Consider the following 17,274-nt stretch of genomic DNA (forward strand, 5'->3'; position numbering starts at 1 on the left):
TGCCGCGAGAGACATCAGGAAACCTTGAGGTTCTCCGCGGATGATTTGCCGCGGTTCTCCACGAGGTCGAATTCAACCACCTGGTTCTCGTTGAGGGTAGAGAGTCCCGCACGCTCGACGGCGGAGATGTGGACGAACACGTCCTTGTCGCTGCCATTCGGCTTGATGAACCCATAGCCCTTTGTCGGGTTGAACCATTTGACGGTGCCCTTTTGCGGCATCGCTCGTCTCCTCCACTAGATATAAAAACGACGCGGCCGCTTTTTCGCGTGCCACGCCACAAACGGGCTCCCGGAAGTCTGTTCGAGTCTTGAGGCGCAATGTCGCGAAACGCACAGCAAACGGCCAATTCCGATTGTGAACGTTATTGCAACATGAAATTCGCCGGCTAGCAAGCCGCGCGCGGATTTCAAGAGCAAGCCAGGTGCCTTCAAGCGCAATTTGCGACCTGTGGCAGCAGAACCACAATCGGTGCAATAGCCTCGGCCGTTATGCGCCAACCGGTTGACCCCTCGTGGCAGTTCGGCCCAAATCGCCGCAAGCGCCGCAGACCGTGTTGCATTTTTGCGCGCCCGCCACTTCGCTTTCGGGATTCATCGCATGCGCTGCGCCGCGCAGCTCTTCGGGACACGGCAGACGATCGGGCTGGACCGCGTCCGCCGGATCGTGGCTGCGCTCGCGATGGCGTTTGCCCTGGTCGTGACGATGGCGGCCGTAACGCCCGGCTTCGCGCAAAGCACGCCCACGCCGACCCCGACGCCCACGCCGACACCCACGCCGTCACCGACCCCGATTCCGTCGCCGACCTCGACCAATCAAAATCAGTCAGCCGGCAACAGCATGCTCAATTTCGGCTCAGGCTTTCTGGAGCGGCTCGGCAATCAGGCCTCGAGCGGCGTCAGCCGGGCGTTCCGCACCAATCCGGGCGGCGGCGGCGCCTCGGTGGCTGCGGAAGATCCGCGCTACCGCACCTGGTTCGAGGGCTATGGCCTGTCGGTCCGCACCGAAGCGCAAGGCGACTTCGTCGGCGACAAGCGCAAGACCTTCGGCGGCGTTGCCGGCTTTGGCGCGCGGCTCGCACCCGGCGTCAACATCGGATTCTCCGTCGACCACAGCCACACCGACATCGACGTGCCGCTGGCGCTGCAATCCGCAACCCTCGATCTCACCCAGCTCGGCTTCAGCGGCTCAATCGACAAGGGCCCGTGGACCTGGGCCTTTGCCATGGTGCACGGCTTCGGCAAGGTCCATTCCAGCCGCGATACCGGCCTTGGCCTTGCGACCGCGCGCTATCGCGCCGCCGTGGACGGCGCGCTGACCGAGATCAGCTATTACTGGACCAAGGACGAGATGCGCATCGTGCCCAAGGGCGCGCTGGAATATGTGCGTGCCACCAGCGCCGCGTTCCAGGAGACCGGCGGGCTCGATCCGCTCAACGTCGGCTCGTCGGCGCTCTCGCGCGCGCGCATCATGCTCGGGGCCGAGGTCGGCCGCTATTTCATCATCGACCAGAAGATCCTGGACCTCTCGGCCTACGGCAAGTTCGTCGACAATTTCCACCAGGACCTCGGATCCATCCAGGTCAGTCTGGGCGCCCAGAACGTCATCGTCCCCGGCATCGGCGAGAGCCGTTACGGCGCGGATGCCGGCGCCTCGGCTTCGCTCAGCCTGACCAACGTGGCGAGGCTCTACGTCAATTACGACGGCAAATTTCGCAACGAGCTCACCTCGCACCAGGGCACGCTCGGCTTCGAATACAAATGGTGAGCTGACGCTCGCCTGCGTTAAGTCGGCGCCGTCGCCACGTATCCCGCCAGGCCAAAGCCCTCGCGCGCCGCCGTCATCATCGGCACCAGCGCGTTCGGATGGATGAACTCGTCGCGGAAGCAGGGATAGGTCCTGGCATCGAAGATCTTCTTCAGCCAGTCGACCACGATCTTGTGCCGCTCGGAGCTGCGGAACTCCTTGTGATAGGTGAGCCAGAGATCGGCGTGATGGCTGACGCCGAGATCGACCGCAACGAGCGGCGCACCGAGCGCGATCGATACCGTCGGCAGGAAGCCGATGCCGGCGCCGCGCTCCACCGCGTAGAGCACGCCCACCGACGAATTGGTCTTGATCCCGACGATGCCTTCGAGCGACTTCAGCCCGAGCACGCGGGCATAGGCGCCGTCGTCGACCTGCGGCGCGCTCTGCTTGATGATGCGGTGATTGTTCAGTTCGGCGAGCGTTGCCGGCACGCCGTAGAGGCTTTCATACTCCTTGGAGACGAAGGGATAGATGTGGAGGCGGCCGAGCTTGGCGACGATCAGATCGGGATTGGTCGGCGGCTCGAGCTGGATCGCGATATCGGATTCGAGCCGCGCGACGTCGGCCTGCTCCATCGCGCAGCGCAGATCGACCGTGATCTTGCGGTACGTCTTCTGGAAGTCGATCAACCGCGGCAGGATCCAGAAATTGCCGGGGCCTTCCGTCACCGCGACGCGAACGGTGCCCGAGGTGTCGTTCGAGGACCGCGCGGCGCGGCGGAAGACGTTGAAGGCATGACGCTCCATATGCGTGACGTCGGCGATCATCGCGGCGCCTTCATCGCTGAGCGTCAGCCCGCTCTGGTCGCGCAGGAACAGCTTGCACCCAATGCTCTCCTCGAGCCGGTCGATGCGGCGCATCAGCGTGGTGGAGGTGAGGCCGAGCTCTTCGGCGGCATTCCGAAAACTTTTAAATTTTGCGCACGCTAAAAACAGCTTCAAATCATCCCAGGACGCGCCCAGGGCTTCTTCACGGTGCTGCATCATCGCAGCACCCCGGTGCAATAACTGCTGCATACTCCTGATCCCCAACCGCTAAGCTCGTCGTAGCGGGGCATGAAAGCCTCGAACGATAGAGGCGCGACATGAGTATGGAAAGGGGCACGTTTGCCGCAAGGCATGATTTCGATGCCTTGCCGCTGAGCCCGGACGTCGACGTCCGCTGTGCGCAATTTTCCGAAATTGGAGCGCTTTCGGAGATGGCGCACCGGCTGGTGCCGGGCGTGCAGATCGGGACGGCGGAGCTTGCCAAATATTACGTCTTCGATCCCCAGAGCATCCTGACATTCAGCCGCAAAGGCAAGCTCGTCGGCGGCATGGCCTTCCTGTTTCTCAATGACCGCGGACATGACGCGCTGCTGCTCGACGAGATTTGCCTCACCGCGCCCGAGACGCGTTATCTCGCATCGGCAGACGAAGACGTCGCTGCCATCTACATCTGGGCGATCGCGGCGACGGGCCGCGGCATCGCCGGTCTCGGTAAGGCCGCGGCTCATCTGCGGCAGATAAGGTTTCGCGATGCGGATTGCTATGCGCAGCCGTCAACGGTGGCCGGACGCGACATCATGAAGGCGACAGGCTTTGCGCCCGTCCCGAGCTTCCAACCCGACCTTTGGTGCTACGAGCGGCCCTGGCATCGACAGCCGATGCGCATGCCGGGAGCGATCATCCAATCAAGGAGCTTTGCAGATGCACGGTACTAGGATTCCAGTCGCCAAGCCCTGTTCCCGCGCTATCACCATCCGCCTCGCGCGCGACCCAAGCGATCTCATGCTGGTGACCGCCATCCGCTCGGCGGTCTACCTCGCCGAGCAGGATTGTCCGTTCGAGGAGGAGTTCGACGGCAACGACATGGTCGCGGCGCATTTCATCGGCTTCGTCGGCAACGAGCCTGCGGGCTGCCTGCGGGTGCGCTTCTTCGGCGATTTCGCCAAGGTGGAGCGGCTTGCGGTGCGTCACCAATATCGGCGCTCGCGCGTCTCGTTCAAGCTGGTGCAGGCCAGTGTCGATTATGTGAAGCGCAAGGGCTTTCGCAAGATCTACGGCCAGGCGCAGGACCGGCTGGTCGATTTCTGGGCCCATTTCGGTGCCAAGCCGCTCGGTCACAACCGCAAGATCACGTTCTCGGATTTCTCCTACACGGAGATGCTGCTGGAGATCGAGCCGGGCCCGGACGCCATCACGCTGGATAGCGATCCCTATGTGATTATTCGTCCCGAGGGCGATTGGGACCGTCCTGGCGTGCTCGATGCCTCGGCCGGGCGGGCGGTGACCTCGCCGCTGCGGGACCTCGCGCTCGCCGACCGCTGAAACAGGTGCAGCTGCGCGCAACTCGATGCTGGTTTCAATGCACGATGATCCGCCGATCCTGGTCTGTGCGGATCTTCAGGTCGAGTACCTGACCCCCGGCCGCCGTCACGTTATCCGCGAGGGCGATGCGACGACAGCGCGCTGCCTGGAACTCCTGACGCTGTGGCGCAGCAATCTATGGCCGGTGATGCATCTGAAGCGCATCGCGCAGGCGGCTTGGTTCAATCCGTCATCCAGGCTGACCGATTGGATCGCGGAGACCAGGCCACAACCGGGCGAGATGACGTTCGAGCACCCACTGCCGTCCGCCTACAGCTCGTCGCGGTTTGGCGGCCACATGTCCGCTATCCGCACCACACGCTGCATCCTGATCGGCTTTTCCCTGGACGAGACCATCCTGGCCACTGCCGTCGAGGGGTTTCACCGCAGTCATCGCTACCATGTGATCACCGACGCGGTGGCTTGCCGGCAGCCGGGCACGGACGATGCCGCGGCCTACCGGCATGCGGTAGTGGATGTCATTGCGAATTTTGCTACAATCCAGTCCAGCGCCGAACTGATCAGAACCAGCGGCGCCGTTGCGGTGTAGGCGGCCGCGGCCGGTCGATGGGGTTGAGAATTGTCGCGGGGAGACGAGCTCAAGGAGCTGGCGAGCGATCTGTCGCATGCCGCCGAGAAGGCGCGCAGACTTGGGCTGCCTACCACGGTCTACTTGCTCTCGATGGCGCTGGTGGAGGTGAGGGAAGCCGTTTCCGCCACCGACGAAGTGGACGACGACGGCGCGGCGTGAGAGCTGCCCAGCCCGATTCTGCGATCCGCGGTCCTATCATGTGCGGCTTTGTGCATCGCTGCTGAGCGCTTGCCGCCGACGAATTGGCATTGCAAGTTTTGCGTCGTGGCAATAGCCAAGTACTTGAGACAAGTACTCGCCATCGAGTGATGACGCCGGCCCGCCGGCGGCGTGACGCTTTTAGGGATCATCGCAAATGTCCATGCTGCCCAATTCGCAAGAGGCCCGGGATGTGGCCTATCAGCTCCATCCCTACACCAATGCGCGCACGCATCAGCAGGCCGGTCCGCTGGTGATCGAGCGCGGCGAGGGGCCTTACGTCTTCGACGCGTCGGGCAAGCGCTATTTCGAAGCCATGGCGGGCCTGTGGAGCGTCGGGCTCGGCTTCAACGAGAAGCGACTGGTCGAGGCGGCGCACAAGCAGATGCAGGCGCTGCCGTTCTACCATACGTTCTCCGCCAAATCGCACGGTCCCTCGATCGACCTCGCCGAGAAACTGGTCGCGCTCGCGCCGGTGCCCATGAGCAAGGTGTTCTTCACCAATTCCGGCTCGGAAGCGAACGACACCGTGTTGAAGCTGATCGCCTATCGCTCCAACGCGCTCGGCCAACCGCAGCGCAAGAAGGTGATCAGCCGCCTGCGTGCCTATCACGGCGTCACCATCGCATCCGCCAGCCTCACGGGCCTGCCGAACAACCACCGCTCGTTCGACCTGCCGCTGCCGAACATCCTGCATACGGGCTCGCCGCACTTCTACAAGGACGGCGCCCCCGGCGAGAGCGAGGAAGCCTTCGCCACGCGCCGGGCCGAGGAGCTCGACGCCCTGATCCAGAAGGAAGGGCCGGATACGATCGCGGCGTTCTTCGGCGAGCCGGTGATGGGGGCGGGCGGTGTCGTGGTGCCGCCGGCGACCTATTGGGACAAGATCCAGAAGGTCCTGAAGAAGTACGACATTCTCCTGGTCGCCGACGAGGTGATCTGCGGTTTCGGCCGCACTGGCAAGATGTTCGGCTGCGAGACCTACGGCATTAAGCCCGATGCGATCGTCGTCTCCAAGCAGATCACATCGAGCTATTTCCCGCTCTCGGCGATCATCCTGAACGACCGCATGTTCGAGCCGATCGCGGACGAGAGCAACAAGATCGGCGTGCTCGGCCACGGCTTCACCGCGGGCGGCCATCCGGTCGGCTCGGCGATTGCGCTGGAGAACCTCAAGATCATCGAGGAGCGCGGCCTCGTCGCACACGCGGCCGAGCTCGGTGGCTACATGCAGGGCCGCTTGCGTGAACTCGCCAGCCACCCGCTGGTCGGCGAGGTCCGCGGCGTCGGCATGATCGCCGCGCTCGAGCTCGTGCTCGACAAGGCGCGCAAGACCGCGGCGGCAACGCCGGGCGCCGTCGGCGGCATCGCCAGCCGCATGCTCCAGGAGCGCGGCGTGATCTCGCGCAACATGCTCGATGCCATCGCGATCTGCCCGCCGCTGATCACGACCAAGATCCAGATCGACGAACTGGTGGACGCGATCTCCGGCGTGCTGAACGACATGAAGAGCGAAGTGGCGAAGCTGACGCCGGCGTAAGGCTTCGTCGCTCTCTCCGTCGTCATTGCGAGGAGCTCTTGCGACGAAGCAATCCAGACTGTTTCCGACGAGGGATTCTGGATTGCTTCCCTGAACCTGTCATCGGGCCGCGCTTCGCGCGGACCCGTTGGCTCGCAATGACGGGAAATCGGCGCGACAGCGTGCCCCTACGCCCGCTGCACCCCGATCACGCGGCCTTTCTCGATCGCGAGCGCGAGCTCGCCGCGCTTGAGCTTCAGCGCGGCGTCGCCGAACAGCTCGCGGCGCCAACCGCGCAAGGCGGGCACGTCGGCCTCATCGTCCGCCGCGATCTCCTCTAAGTCGTCGACGGTCGCGATCACCTTGCTTGCGACTGCGTGGCGCTCGGCGGTCATCCGCAACAGCACCTTCAACAGCTCGACGATGGCGGCGCCGTTGGAATTGTTGCGCGGTTTCTCCAGCTTGGGCAGCTTCGAGAAGTCCCGCGCCAGCCCCCGCTCGACCGCGGCGATGATGTCCGCGCCCCATTTGGATTTCTCGAACCCCTTCGGCACCGAGCGCAGATGGGCGAGCTTCTCCAGCGTGGTCGGCGCGTGGGTCGCGATATCGGTGACGGCTTCGTCGCGCAGCACGCGGCCGCGCGGCACGTCGCGGCTCTGCGCCTCCTGTTCGCGCCAGGCCGCGACCTCCATCAGCACCGCGAGGTCTTTGGGCTTGCGGACCCGCGTCTTCAGGCGCTCCCAGGCGCGCTCGGGATGGAAATCATAGGTGCGGGGGGAGGTCAGGACCTCCATCTCGATGGAGACCCATTCGCTGCGGCGGCGCTTCTTCAGGTCGGCGTCGAGCGCGGCGAACACGTCGCGCAGATGGGTGACGTCGGAGACCGCGTAATGCATCTGCTCCTTGGTCAGCGGCCGGCGCGACCAGTCGGTGAAGCGGTGGGTCTTGTCCGGACGGTGGCCGGTGACCTTCTCGACCAGCGCGTCATAGGCGATGCTGTCGCCGTAACCGAGCACCATCGCAGCCACCTGGGTGTCGAACACCGGGTGCGGGATGATGCCCGCCTGGTGCCAGATGATCTCAATGTCCTGGCGGGCGGCGTGAAACACCTTGAGCACGCCCTCGTTGCCCATCAGCTCGAAGAACGGCTTGAGATCGATCCCCTCGGCCAGGGTGTCGATGACCACGGCTTCCTCGGCGCTGGCCATCTGCACCACGCACAGCAGCGGGTAGTAAGTGGTCTCGCGCAGGAATTCGGTATCGACTGTTATGACGGGGTGCTTGGCCAGCCGGCTGCAGGCAGCCGCGAGGTCAGCGGTGGTGGTAATTAAATCCATGAACGGCCCATGACACTTGGTATCAGCCGTTCCGCCGAAAGTGCTGTGATGTCAAGGGGCTCTAAGCGAATTCGAGCCTTGCATCGGGCCGGAATCGTCCCTTTCCGACGAAATTCCTATTCGTAACGGATCCGGTGCGAGGATTTGCGGGCGCAGGGCAGCGCCACCACGATCACGCACATGGCGACCAAGGCCAATCCCAGGAACTCGAAAACCAACAGATCCACGGCGAAATCTCCAGAAACATTGATAGATTTGTCGGGGGTGCGTTGAGGGTCTGTTAATTGCGATGGTTACCGGCGGCGGGCCGGGGCGGATGGTGGACGAGAAGTTAATTGGGCGCAGCCATGGTCACGCCATCAGCTTCGGCAAGCCGGTCGCGAGGATGTCCACGGCAGCGCGCACCTTCGGCGGCAGCCGGGGTGAGCGCGGCCAGAGAGCGTGGCACTCGTAGAGGAATTGGGGCTGACTGCTGAAGAGATTGACCAGCGCACCCGTGTCGAGGCGCTCGCGGACCAGCCAATAGGGTAGCCAGGCGAGACCCATGCCTTGTGCCGCGGCATCGGCAATCGCCTCCAGGTCGTCAAGTCGGAGCCGGCCCGATGGCATGATCTCGCGCGGAGGCGCGCCCTCCTGCGGAAAGAGCCACGGCCGGACACGCCCTGAGCCGCGATAGATGATCGCTTGATGGGCGGCGAGATCGTCGAGCGATTTCGGTTTGCCGCTCGTGCGCAAATACGACCGGGCGCCACATACCACCATGCGCTGGCTTGCGATGCGCCGTGCGATCAGGCCGGACTGGTCGTCGAGATCGCCGGTTCGGATTGCCAGATCGTAGCCGGCCTCGACGATGTCGGCAATCGGATCGCCGAACGAGAGGTCGAGTTCGAGATGCGGATATTTCCGCGCGAGCTTCATCAGCAACGGCGCAATGCAGTGCCGTCCCAGCAGGGCCGGCATGGTGACGCGCAGCCTGCCGCGCGGCTCCGACAGCTGGTCGGCAACGACGCTATCTGCGGCTTCGGCCTCGCTCAGCACCGCGCGGCAGCGTTCGTAGTAGGCCTGGCCGGCGTCGGTCAGGCTCTGGCGCCGCGTGGTGCGGTTGAGGAGCCGTGCCCCGAGGCGCTCTTCGAGGAAACGGACGTGCTTGCCAACCATCGGCCCCGACATCTCCAGGGCATCGGCCGCAGCCGCAAACGAGCCGAGATCGACGGCCCTGACGAACACGGCCATGCTGGTCAGGCGGTCCATGATTGAAAACTCCTGGTTTCGACTGTTGGCTTGCTTGGGCGATTTATCCCCTTCGCATGGATCGGCATAGCTCTATTCAGTTCAACTGTTTTGGAGTGCATCCATGGCCCGCGTCGTTCGCTTTTATCGCCATGGTGGTCCCGACGTGCTGCGCATCGAAACCATCGATGTTCCGCCACCGGCGACGGGCGAGGTGCAGATCCGGGTCAAGGCACTCGGCCTCAATCGCGCCGAGGCCCTGTTGCGAAGGGGGACCTATATCGAGCGCGCGACATTTCCGTCGGGGCTGGGGGTGGAGGCGGCCGGCATCGTCGATGCGGTCGGGGATGATGTGACGAGCTTTGTGCCGGGCGATGTCGTGAGCATCGTGCCGCCGCTGTCGATGGTGCGATGGCCGGCCTATGCCGAGCTCGCGACGTTTCCGGCCGAACTCATCGTGAAACATCCGCCGGAGCTCGGCTTCAAGAAGGCGGCGGCCGTGTGGATGCAGTATCTGACGGCCTACGGCGCTTTGGTCGACATCGCCCGACTTGGCCGAGGGGACATCGTCGCCATCACCGCTGCATCCAGCAGCGTCGGGATTGCGGCGATTCAGATTGCGAACCGGGTCGGCGCGACGGCGGTCGCGCTGACCAGGACCTCGGCCAAGCTTGGGGCCTTGCGCGATGCCGGCGCGCCTCATGTCGTCGCCTCGGACGAAGACGACATTCGGGCGCGGCTGGAGGCGATCGCCGGATCTAACGGGGTCCGCGTCGTCTTCGACGCCGTCGGTGGTCCCGCGTTCGAGCCGCTGACCGCGGCCATGTCGCCGGGCGGGATCCTGATCGAATATGGTGGATTGAGTCCTGAGCCGACCCCGTTTCCGCTCTTCAACGTGTTGACCAAGAGCCTGGTGCTGCGCGGCTACCTCGTGCACGAGATCATCCGCGATCCCGCGCGCCTTGCGCAGGCCAAGGCGTTCATTCTCGACGGGCTGTCGGATCGCACCTTGCAGCCGGTCATCGCCAGGACGTTCCGCTTCGAGGACATCGTCGAAGCGCATCGGTTTCTGGAGTCGAACGATCAGTTCGGCAAGATCGTGGTGACGATCTGATCGAGCGCATTCCCAACGCATTCGGCGCCCCGCATGACGGGGCGCCGAAGCTTGTTCGTGCGATGGACAGCCGATTTTACGGCAGCTTCAGCGACGTCTCCGCGTTGTATGGCTTCAGCGTCTCGTCGGCGGCTTTCTGGGCGGCGGCGAGAGCTTCCTTCGGCTGCTTCTTGCCGTTGAGGACCAGCATCACCTCGTCCTCGAGGTTCTTGCGCACCGGCACGGTCTTGTAGGTCGCGAACCACGGCTTTGCGACGTCGAGCTGCTCGACGGCGGTCTTGGCGTCCGGGTTCTTGGCCAGGAATTCGACCATCTCCGGCGTCTTGTAGGCGGCCATGTTCGGCGCGAAATAGCCGGTGGCGCGGCTCCACCAGCCGCTCTTCTCCGGCGAGGTCATCCACTTGATCAGCGTCCAGGCGGCCTTCTGCTTGTCGGCCTCAAGCCCGGCCGGCATGATCAGCGAGGCGCCGCCGATCGGCACCGCGTTGCGGACGTTGCGCGGGATGAAGGCGACCTTGTAGGGGAACTTGGCGTTGTCGCGCACATAGGTGAGCGAGCCTGTCGACAGCATCATCATCGCGGCATTGCCCGAGATGAAGGAGGTGCTGACGGCAGGGCCGGGCGTGGCGCCGGGCGTGTGGACCTTGTGCTTGTAAATGAGGTCATTCCACCAGGTGAGCGCGCCGAGCATCGAGGGCGTGTCGTAATAGACCTCGCCGCCGAACTCCTCGTTGTAGTAGCGGCCGCCATTGCTCATCGTGAGCGTTTCCATCATCCAGCCGCAGTAATCGTAGGCGCAGGGGATTGCGATGCCCCATTGGGTCACCTTATCGCCCTCGCGCTTGGTCAGCTTCTTGGCCCAGTCGGTGAGCTCGGCCCAGGTCTGCGGCGGCTTGCTCGGATCAAGGCCCGCTTCCTTGGCCTTGTCGGCGTTGATGTAGAGCAGCGGCGTCGAATTGTGGAACGGCACGCCGTAGACCGAGCGGTTGATCACGGCATTGCCGTGCAGCGCCGGGAAGAACTGGCCGAGGAACTGGTCCTTGGTGGTGCCGTCGGCCTTGATCAGCGCATCGAGATTGGTGAGCTCGTTCTCGATCTGCATGTCGAGCAGGAAGTTCGCTGACATGATCACGGCGGCCGGCGGCTTGCCGGCCTTGATCGCGGCGCGGGTCTTGATCAGCGTGTCGTCATAGGAGCCGGTGTAGACCGCAGTCGCCTTGACGCTGGGATGAGTCTCGTTGAACTCCTTGATCAGGGTGCCCATGTCGCGGGCGAGCTTGCCGTCGACGGGGACGGGAAAGAACAGGTCGACCTCGGTCGGACCTTCGGCCTTGGCCGGAATGGCGAGGACGCCTGCCATGGTACCTACCATGGCAAGGCCGAGCATGAGCCTGCGGGAGAACAGCATCGGAAAGTCTCCTATTTGATGCCTGAGGTGACGAAAGAGCTGATGAAGCGTTTCTGGAAGATCAGGAAGGCGACGAGCAGAGGCGCGATCACCATGAGCGTGCCGGCGGCGATGGTGCCCCAGGCCTGCGTGCCTTCGGCGGTCTTGGTGAAGACGGAGAGGCCGATCGTGAGCGGGCGCTTGTCCGGCGAATTGATCACCATCAGCGGCCACAGGAAGTCGTTCCAGTGGCTGGTCACGGAGATGATGGCGAAGGCCGAGAAGCTCGGCATCGACAGCGGCACGTAGATGTGGCGGATGCGCTGGAACAGACCGGCGCCATCGATCAGCGCGGCGTCTTCCAGCTCGGTCGGAATGGCCTCGAACGCCTGGCGCATCAGGAAGGTGCCGAAGGCCGAGGCGAAGAACGGCATCATCACCCCGGTGAGCGTGTCGTAGAGACCGAGCTGCGCCACCAGCGACAGGTTCGGCACGATCAGCAGCACCGGCACCAGCATCAGCTGCATCAGGAACAGGTAGAAGATCGGCGTCTTGCCGGCGAAATCCAGGCGCGCGAAGGCAAAGCCCGCCAGCGTGATCGTGACGAATTGCACCAGCAAAATGCCGGTGCAGATGATCGTGGTGTTGAGCGTGTAGCGCGGGAAATCGCCGATCTCCCAGGCGTCTCTGACATTGTCGAGCGTGGGCTTGAGGCTCGGCATCAGCTCGGCCATGGCGTTGATGCCGTCGGAGGCCGGCCGCAGCGTCGCAACGACCATCCACAGGAAGGGGATCAGCCAGACCATTGCGAGCAGCACGGTCAGGGCGAAGCCGAGCTTGGGCGTGATCTCGCCGCGGGTGGCGAGCGGGGCGTCCTTCCACAGTGTATCGATCAGCTTCATGGCCCGCCCTCGCGGTTCGCCATGGTGCGGAAGGACAGCGCGGTGAGGGCCATCAGCGCGGCCAGCGTCAGCAGCGTCGCGGCCGAGGCCTTGCCGATGTCGTAGTGCTCGACCGCCTGCTGGTAGATGTAGAACAGCACGAGATTGGTCGCGTTGGACGGCCCGCCCTGGGTCATGACGAAGACGTGGTCGACCTGCGTCACCGCATTCAGCGTGGCGATGACGGTGACGAACAGGAAGGTGGGCTTGAGCTCCGGCAGGATGATGTGGCGCAGCCGCCGATACGGTCCGGCGCCGTCGAGATGCGCGGCCTCCATCACGTCCTCGGGCACGGCCTGGAGGCCGGCGAGGAAGAACAGCATGTAATAGCCGGCATTCTTCCAGATCGTGATGACCATGATCGCATAGAGCGCGATGTCGGGATCGCCGAGCCAGTTCGGCAGCACCGGCAGCAGCCGGCCGATGTAATAGTCGAGCAGGCCGACATTCGGCAGGAAGATGAACAGGAACAGCGCCGAGGCCGCGACCATCGGGATCAGCACCGGCAGGAACAGCGCGGCGCGCAGCGCGCTGGTCACCGCGTTGGTGCGCGACAGCGCCAGCGCGAACAACAGCGCAAGCGCAATGCTCGGCACCGCCGTGCCGACGGCGTAGATCAAATTGTTGACGACGGCGCCTGCGAAGGCGGGGTCGGCGAGCACCGCGCTGATGTTCTCAAAGCCGACGAAACGCACCGGCGCCTTCGGCGTCGCGCGCTGATAGAGCGCATCGATCAGCACGCGCCCCATCGCGCCATAGGTGAACAGCGCGAGGAAGACCAGCGAGGGCAGGAGCAGCAGATAGGCCGGCAGCGAGGCCTTGAAGCGGCTCGTGAACCGTTTCAGGACGTGTAGACGCGGTGCCGCCGACGTCGCGACCGGGAGAGCCGCGGGTTCAGCGAGGCTCATCTCATCGCGCCCGGAAATTGAGCGCGTAGTCGCGGCCGTCCACTCCCGCCGGTGGCTCGAAGGGGAAGCGCAGACTCTGGTCGAGGAAATCGTGGCTGTGCACGACGAGGTTCTCGTCGTCGATCAGCACGACGCCATAGGCCGGCGGCTCGTGGCTGGCGAGATGCTCGCTGGCCGCGACGTCGAGCTCGAACCAGACCTGGTGGTTGGTGCCGCGCAGCGTCGAGAACGGGATCTTGCCGTAGCTGCCGAAGATCGGCCGGTGCACATGGCCGAAGAAGAGGTGGCGGATCCGCGCGCGATAGGGCGCGATGACTTCCGCGAATTCGGCGCTCTGCTTCAGCGCGATCTCGTCCATGGCGTGGACGCCGACCGGGAAAGGCGGATGGTGCATGAACACGACGAATTCCTGGTCGGCGGATGCGGCGGCGAGCGTATTCGCCAGCCAGCCGAGGCGCTTTGCGCACATCTCGCCGGCATGGCTGGTCTCGTCCAGCGTGTCGAGGAAGACGAATAGGCCGTGCTCGGTGGTGCGCGTGCCCTGCACGAAGCCGTTGGCATCGCGCGGCGCCGCCTTCAGCGCGTCCAGGCAGGTGACGCGCTTGTCGTGATTGCCGACCATCGCGATGTAGGGAATCTTCAACGCCGTCATCGCCTCGGCGAAGTTGGCGTAGGACTCAGGCTCGCCCCAATGGGTGAGATCGCCGGTCACGACCGCAAACGCAGCGTCGGACTGGTGCTTGTTGATGTCGGCGATCGCCGCATCCAGCCGGGCGCGCGGATCGAGGCCGTAGAGCATCGAGCCGGGATTCGCGAGATGCGTGTCGGTGAGGTGGATGAATTTGAAGGGCATGGCGCGCCTAAATCGGGACGGTGGGAGGATCTGCGCCTCCGGCAAGACGGCGCTGTCAGCCCGTTAGAGCGCGTGTGTTTCAGTTTGATGACAGCGGTTCCCGCGGCCTGCTGAAGATGTGGACACGCCTCCGGGGGCAGATGCGACGCGGATGGCGCCTCACGATTGCGCTGCAGTGAAGGAGCTACCTTGCCGTGAAGATGCGGTCATGGTTTGCTGGGTCCAAGCCTCATTTGCATCACGAGTTTCCCCAATGCCGCCGCGAGTCTTCCGCAAGCTGGGATTGCTTGCTCTCTCCGTCCTGCTTGCCGTGTTGAGCACCGGTCCGCGTGCGACCGCGGCCGAGTTCAACTTCGCCCGCTACAAGGAGACCGATCTCGACGAATTCCTGGCGCGCCGGCGGCCCGCCACCGGCATGGACATCTACCCAATGTCGCCGCTGAAGCTCGATGTCACGCTGGCCTCTCACGGCGAGCCGTGTGCCAACGGAGCGCTCAAGCGTCTCTGATCATGAGCGGCATGCCCAAGCAGGATGCCGACAGCCTGCAGGCGACCAACTGCATCACGGTGCGCTCCGCCAAGGGGCGCGAGCTCAAGGTCTTCATGCAGGACGTGGTTTACGGGTTTCTCCCGAACGAGGTGCCGGTCGGCGGCAAGCTCTCGCTTTATGCGATCCACGCCTTCGCCTCGCCCGACGGGCCGGGACTGCTGGTCAGCGAATTCCTGACCCCGCGCAGCTTTCCACGTGCCGACAAGCCGGCGGACACGACGATGACATCCTGCGGATGCTGGACCCACGACGAGCATCCCGGTGTCGATTTCACCGCCGACAAGCCGGGCGCTCCGGTGGCAGCGATGGCGGACGGCGTTATCGTCAAGATCGAGACCGGCGAGCAGGCGCCGGCCGATTTTCCCGGGATCGGCGGCTGCGGCCGATACGTCGTGCTCAAGCACACCTATCCCAATGGCGGCATCGTCTACACGCGCTACGTCCAGCTCGGCCGCGTGGTCGGTCCGAAAGGCGAGACACTTAGGGTGGGAGCGACCGTCAAAGCGAAGGACACGATCGGCGAGATCGGCCCGAGCAAGGTGCTGCATTTCGAGCTTCGCCCCGTCGCTCCCGGCAACACGACGACGGACAAGGCCTGGAGCGAACGCTACGGCAAGATGCCGGACATGGAGTGGTCACGCTACGAGACCGTCGATCCCCAGAAGTTCGACGTGGCATCGTTCGGCGGGGTGAAGAAGGCGACGAAGTAGAATGAGTGCGTAGGGTGGATTAGCGAAGCGTCATCCACCTTTTCGCTCTTCGCGCGTCGAGAGAAGTGGTGGATTACGCCTTCGGTTAATCCACCCTACGCAGCGGGCTCGATCTCGCTTCGGCTACGTCCCGCAGAACGTCTGCAACACGCGCTGATCCGGCAGCGGCGGATCGGCGTAGGCTGCATACTCCGGCTGGTCCTCGAACGGCTTCGCCAGCACCTTCACCAGCTCCTCGAACGGCGCGTAATTTTCGTCGTTCACCGCGGCCTGGATCACGGCCTCGACGCGGTGGTTGCGCGGGATAAAGAGCGGGTTGACCGCGTGCATGGCGGCCTGCCGCTCGGCTGCGCTCTGTGGCTCCAGCGCGATGCGCGCGCGCCAGCGGCCGGCCCATTCGTCGAAGGCTGCGGGCTCCATGAACTGCGCGCGCACGTCGGCGCCCTCATCGGCCGCGGCGTCGCCCAGCTTGCGGAAGGTGAGGGTGAAATCGGCCTGGTTCTTGGCCATGGCATCCAGCAGGTCCTGGATCAGCGCATCGTCGCCGTCGCGCTCGGTGAACAGGCCGACCTTCCGCCGCAGGCCGGCCTGATAGGCGGCGCTGAACTGATCGGAGAACGCGCCGAGAATGTCCTGCGCCTCGGCCACCGCCTTCTCCTGCTCGTCCGAAAACAGTGGCAGCAGGCATTCGGCGAGGCGCGTCAGATTCCACAAGCCGATGCGCGGCTGGTTGGCATAGGCGTAGCGGCCCATCTCGTCGATCGAGGAGAACACCTGGGCAGGATTGTAGGAATCCATGAAGGCGCACGGACCATAATCGATGGTCTCGCCCGAGATCGAGCTGTTGTCGGTGTTCATCACGCCGTGAATGAAGCCGACCAGCAGCCAGCGCGCGATCAGCTCGGCCTGGCGCGCGACCACGGCGGCGAGCAGCGCGTGATACGGCCGCTCCGCCTGAAGCAGCTCCGGATAGTGACGCGCGATGACGTGGTCGGCGAGCCGGCGGATCGCCTCGGTGTCGCGCCGGACGGCGAAGAACTGGAAGGTGCCGACGCGAATGTGGCTGGAGGCGACGCGGGTCAGCACCGCGCCGGGCAGCGCGGTCTCGCGGATGACATGCTCGCCGGTAACGACCGCGGCGAGCGAGCGCGTGGTCGGGATGCCCAGCGCGTACATGGCCTCGCTGACAATGTATTCGCGCAAGACCGGACCGAGCGCCGCGCGGCCGTCGCCGCGGCGGGAGAATGGGGTGGGGCCGCTTCCCTTGAGCTGGATGTCGCGGCGGACGCCGTCTTTGTCGATGACCTCGCCGAGCAGGATGGCACGGCCGTCGCCGAGCTGCGGCACGAAATGCCCGAACTGGTGCCCGGCATAGGCCATGGCGATGGGATCAGCTCCGGCGGGAACCGTCTTGCCGGCCAGGATCTCGGCGCCATCAGGGGTCTCCAGCACATCAGGATCAAGCCCGAGCTGGACCGCCAGCGGCCGGTTCAGCTTGATCAGCCGGGGGGCGGCGACGGGGGTCGGCGCGACGCGAGCGAAGAAGTTGTCCGGCAGCGCCGAATAGGAGTTCTGGAAGGGGAAATGCACCGTCATGACCTCAAGATAGGGCTGGAACGTCAATCGGCAAAGGTTCGTCCCCGGATAAGCCAAAAATGGGCATCTGAGGTCCAAATCCGGCCGTTCCCTTGGTTGCCGCCCCCGTCCTGCCGGGGTAAACCCTGCCGCAACTTCGGACCGGCCATCACGGGCCGTTCGATTCGCTTCCTTCCGACATT

18 protein-coding genes are annotated in these 17,274 nt (G+C 64.5%); 9 read left to right on the forward strand and 9 right to left on the reverse strand.

What is annotated here, in order from left to right; genetic code table 11:
• Positions 1-14 precede the first annotated feature (14 nt).
• Complete coding sequence (locus I6F28_RS15700) at positions 15-221, reverse strand: cold-shock protein (RefSeq protein ID WP_027576280.1); 207 nt, start codon at positions 219-221, stop codon at positions 15-17.
• A gap of 379 nt (positions 222-600) precedes the next feature.
• Between I6F28_RS15700 and I6F28_RS15705 the strand changes: the two genes are divergently transcribed.
• A complete protein-coding gene (locus I6F28_RS15705; RefSeq protein ID WP_036000554.1) occupies positions 601-1,767 on the forward strand; it encodes an autotransporter outer membrane beta-barrel domain-containing protein in 1,167 nt (388 codons plus the stop codon).
• A gap of 17 nt (positions 1,768-1,784) precedes the next feature.
• On the opposite strand, the gene I6F28_RS15710 is transcribed toward I6F28_RS15705, so the two are convergent.
• Positions 1,785-2,825 (reverse strand): LysR family transcriptional regulator, encoded by a 1,041-nt coding sequence (locus I6F28_RS15710; protein ID WP_036000552.1) that lies wholly within the window; start codon positions 2,823-2,825, stop codon positions 1,785-1,787.
• 68 nt (positions 2,826-2,893) lie between these two features.
• Here I6F28_RS15710 and I6F28_RS15715 point away from each other — a divergent pair, with 68 nt between their 5' ends.
• The 5 genes from I6F28_RS15715 (at position 2,894) to I6F28_RS15735 (ending at position 6,487) form a co-directional block, all read left to right on the forward strand.
• Positions 2,894-3,511, forward strand: a complete 618-nt coding sequence (locus I6F28_RS15715; protein ID WP_036000548.1) for a hypothetical protein — start codon at positions 2,894-2,896, stop codon at positions 3,509-3,511.
• Positions 3,498-4,118, forward strand: coding sequence for a GNAT family N-acetyltransferase (locus tag I6F28_RS15720; RefSeq protein ID WP_036000546.1), 621 nt, complete (start codon positions 3,498-3,500; stop codon positions 4,116-4,118). The genes I6F28_RS15715 and I6F28_RS15720 overlap by 14 nt, the downstream gene beginning before the upstream one ends.
• Before the next feature lie 25 nt (positions 4,119-4,143).
• Positions 4,144-4,707 carry an isochorismatase family protein gene (locus I6F28_RS15725; protein WP_225140276.1) on the forward strand — a complete coding sequence of 188 codons (564 nt, stop codon included), beginning with the start codon at positions 4,144-4,146 and terminating at the stop codon, positions 4,705-4,707.
• Between the two features lie 30 nt (positions 4,708-4,737).
• Positions 4,738-4,908: a hypothetical protein gene (locus tag I6F28_RS15730; RefSeq protein ID WP_225133048.1), complete on the forward strand. Its 171-nt coding sequence runs from the start codon at positions 4,738-4,740 to the stop codon at positions 4,906-4,908.
• Positions 4,909-5,104: 196 nt separating this feature from the next.
• A complete protein-coding gene (locus tag I6F28_RS15735; RefSeq protein WP_225140277.1) occupies positions 5,105-6,487 on the forward strand; it encodes an aspartate aminotransferase family protein in 1,383 nt (460 codons plus the stop codon).
• A gap of 167 nt (positions 6,488-6,654) precedes the next feature.
• Here I6F28_RS15735 and rnd read toward each other — a convergent pair whose 3' ends face one another.
• Both rnd and I6F28_RS15745 read right to left on the reverse strand, forming a co-directional pair.
• Complete coding sequence (gene rnd, locus I6F28_RS15740) at positions 6,655-7,803, reverse strand: ribonuclease D (RefSeq protein ID WP_036000537.1); 1,149 nt, start codon at positions 7,801-7,803, stop codon at positions 6,655-6,657.
• A gap of 351 nt (positions 7,804-8,154) precedes the next feature.
• Complete coding sequence (locus I6F28_RS15745; RefSeq protein WP_036000535.1) at positions 8,155-9,054, reverse strand: LysR family transcriptional regulator; 900 nt, start codon at positions 9,052-9,054, stop codon at positions 8,155-8,157.
• 103 nt (positions 9,055-9,157) lie between these two features.
• Here I6F28_RS15745 and I6F28_RS15750 point away from each other — a divergent pair, with 103 nt between their 5' ends.
• A complete protein-coding gene (locus I6F28_RS15750; protein ID WP_225140278.1) occupies positions 9,158-10,147 on the forward strand; it encodes a zinc-dependent alcohol dehydrogenase family protein in 990 nt (329 codons plus the stop codon).
• Positions 10,148-10,223: 76 nt separating this feature from the next.
• Here I6F28_RS15750 and I6F28_RS15755 read toward each other — a convergent pair whose 3' ends face one another.
• The 4 genes from I6F28_RS15755 to I6F28_RS15770 are packed head-to-tail and all read right to left on the reverse strand — an operon-like array spanning position 10,224 to position 14,236.
• Positions 10,224-11,555 carry an ABC transporter substrate-binding protein gene (locus I6F28_RS15755; RefSeq protein WP_225140279.1) on the reverse strand — a complete coding sequence of 444 codons (1,332 nt, stop codon included), beginning with the start codon at positions 11,553-11,555 and terminating at the stop codon, positions 10,224-10,226.
• An 11-nt stretch (positions 11,556-11,566) separates the two neighbouring features.
• On the reverse strand, positions 11,567-12,436 hold the full coding sequence (locus I6F28_RS15760) for a carbohydrate ABC transporter permease (protein WP_225140280.1): 870 nt from the start codon (positions 12,434-12,436) through the stop codon (positions 11,567-11,569).
• Complete coding sequence (locus I6F28_RS15765; protein WP_225140281.1) at positions 12,433-13,383, reverse strand: carbohydrate ABC transporter permease; 951 nt, start codon at positions 13,381-13,383, stop codon at positions 12,433-12,435. The genes I6F28_RS15760 and I6F28_RS15765 overlap by 4 nt, the downstream gene beginning before the upstream one ends.
• 1 nt (position 13,384) lies before the next feature.
• Positions 13,385-14,236: a phosphodiesterase gene (locus I6F28_RS15770; RefSeq protein ID WP_036033944.1), complete on the reverse strand. Its 852-nt coding sequence runs from the start codon at positions 14,234-14,236 to the stop codon at positions 13,385-13,387.
• Between the two features lie 253 nt (positions 14,237-14,489).
• Between I6F28_RS15770 and I6F28_RS15775 the strand changes: the two genes are divergently transcribed.
• Positions 14,490-14,744 (forward strand): hypothetical protein, encoded by a 255-nt coding sequence (locus I6F28_RS15775; protein ID WP_225140282.1) that lies wholly within the window; start codon positions 14,490-14,492, stop codon positions 14,742-14,744.
• Between the two features lie 2 nt (positions 14,745-14,746).
• The gene (locus tag I6F28_RS15780) at positions 14,747-15,496 is read left to right on the forward strand and encodes a M23 family metallopeptidase (RefSeq protein WP_225140283.1); all 750 of its coding nucleotides are present in this window, start codon (positions 14,747-14,749) and stop codon (positions 15,494-15,496) included.
• 123 nt (positions 15,497-15,619) lie between these two features.
• Here I6F28_RS15780 and I6F28_RS15785 read toward each other — a convergent pair whose 3' ends face one another.
• On the reverse strand, positions 15,620-17,092 hold the full coding sequence (locus I6F28_RS15785; protein ID WP_225140361.1) for a protein adenylyltransferase SelO: 1,473 nt from the start codon (positions 17,090-17,092) through the stop codon (positions 15,620-15,622).
• Between the last annotated feature and the right edge of the window lie 182 nt (positions 17,093-17,274).

Origin of the sequence: Bradyrhizobium sp. NBAIM14, from assembly GCF_020193895.1 — a bacterium.
In the GTDB taxonomy this organism is placed as follows: domain Bacteria; phylum Pseudomonadota; class Alphaproteobacteria; order Rhizobiales; family Xanthobacteraceae; genus Bradyrhizobium; species Bradyrhizobium yuanmingense.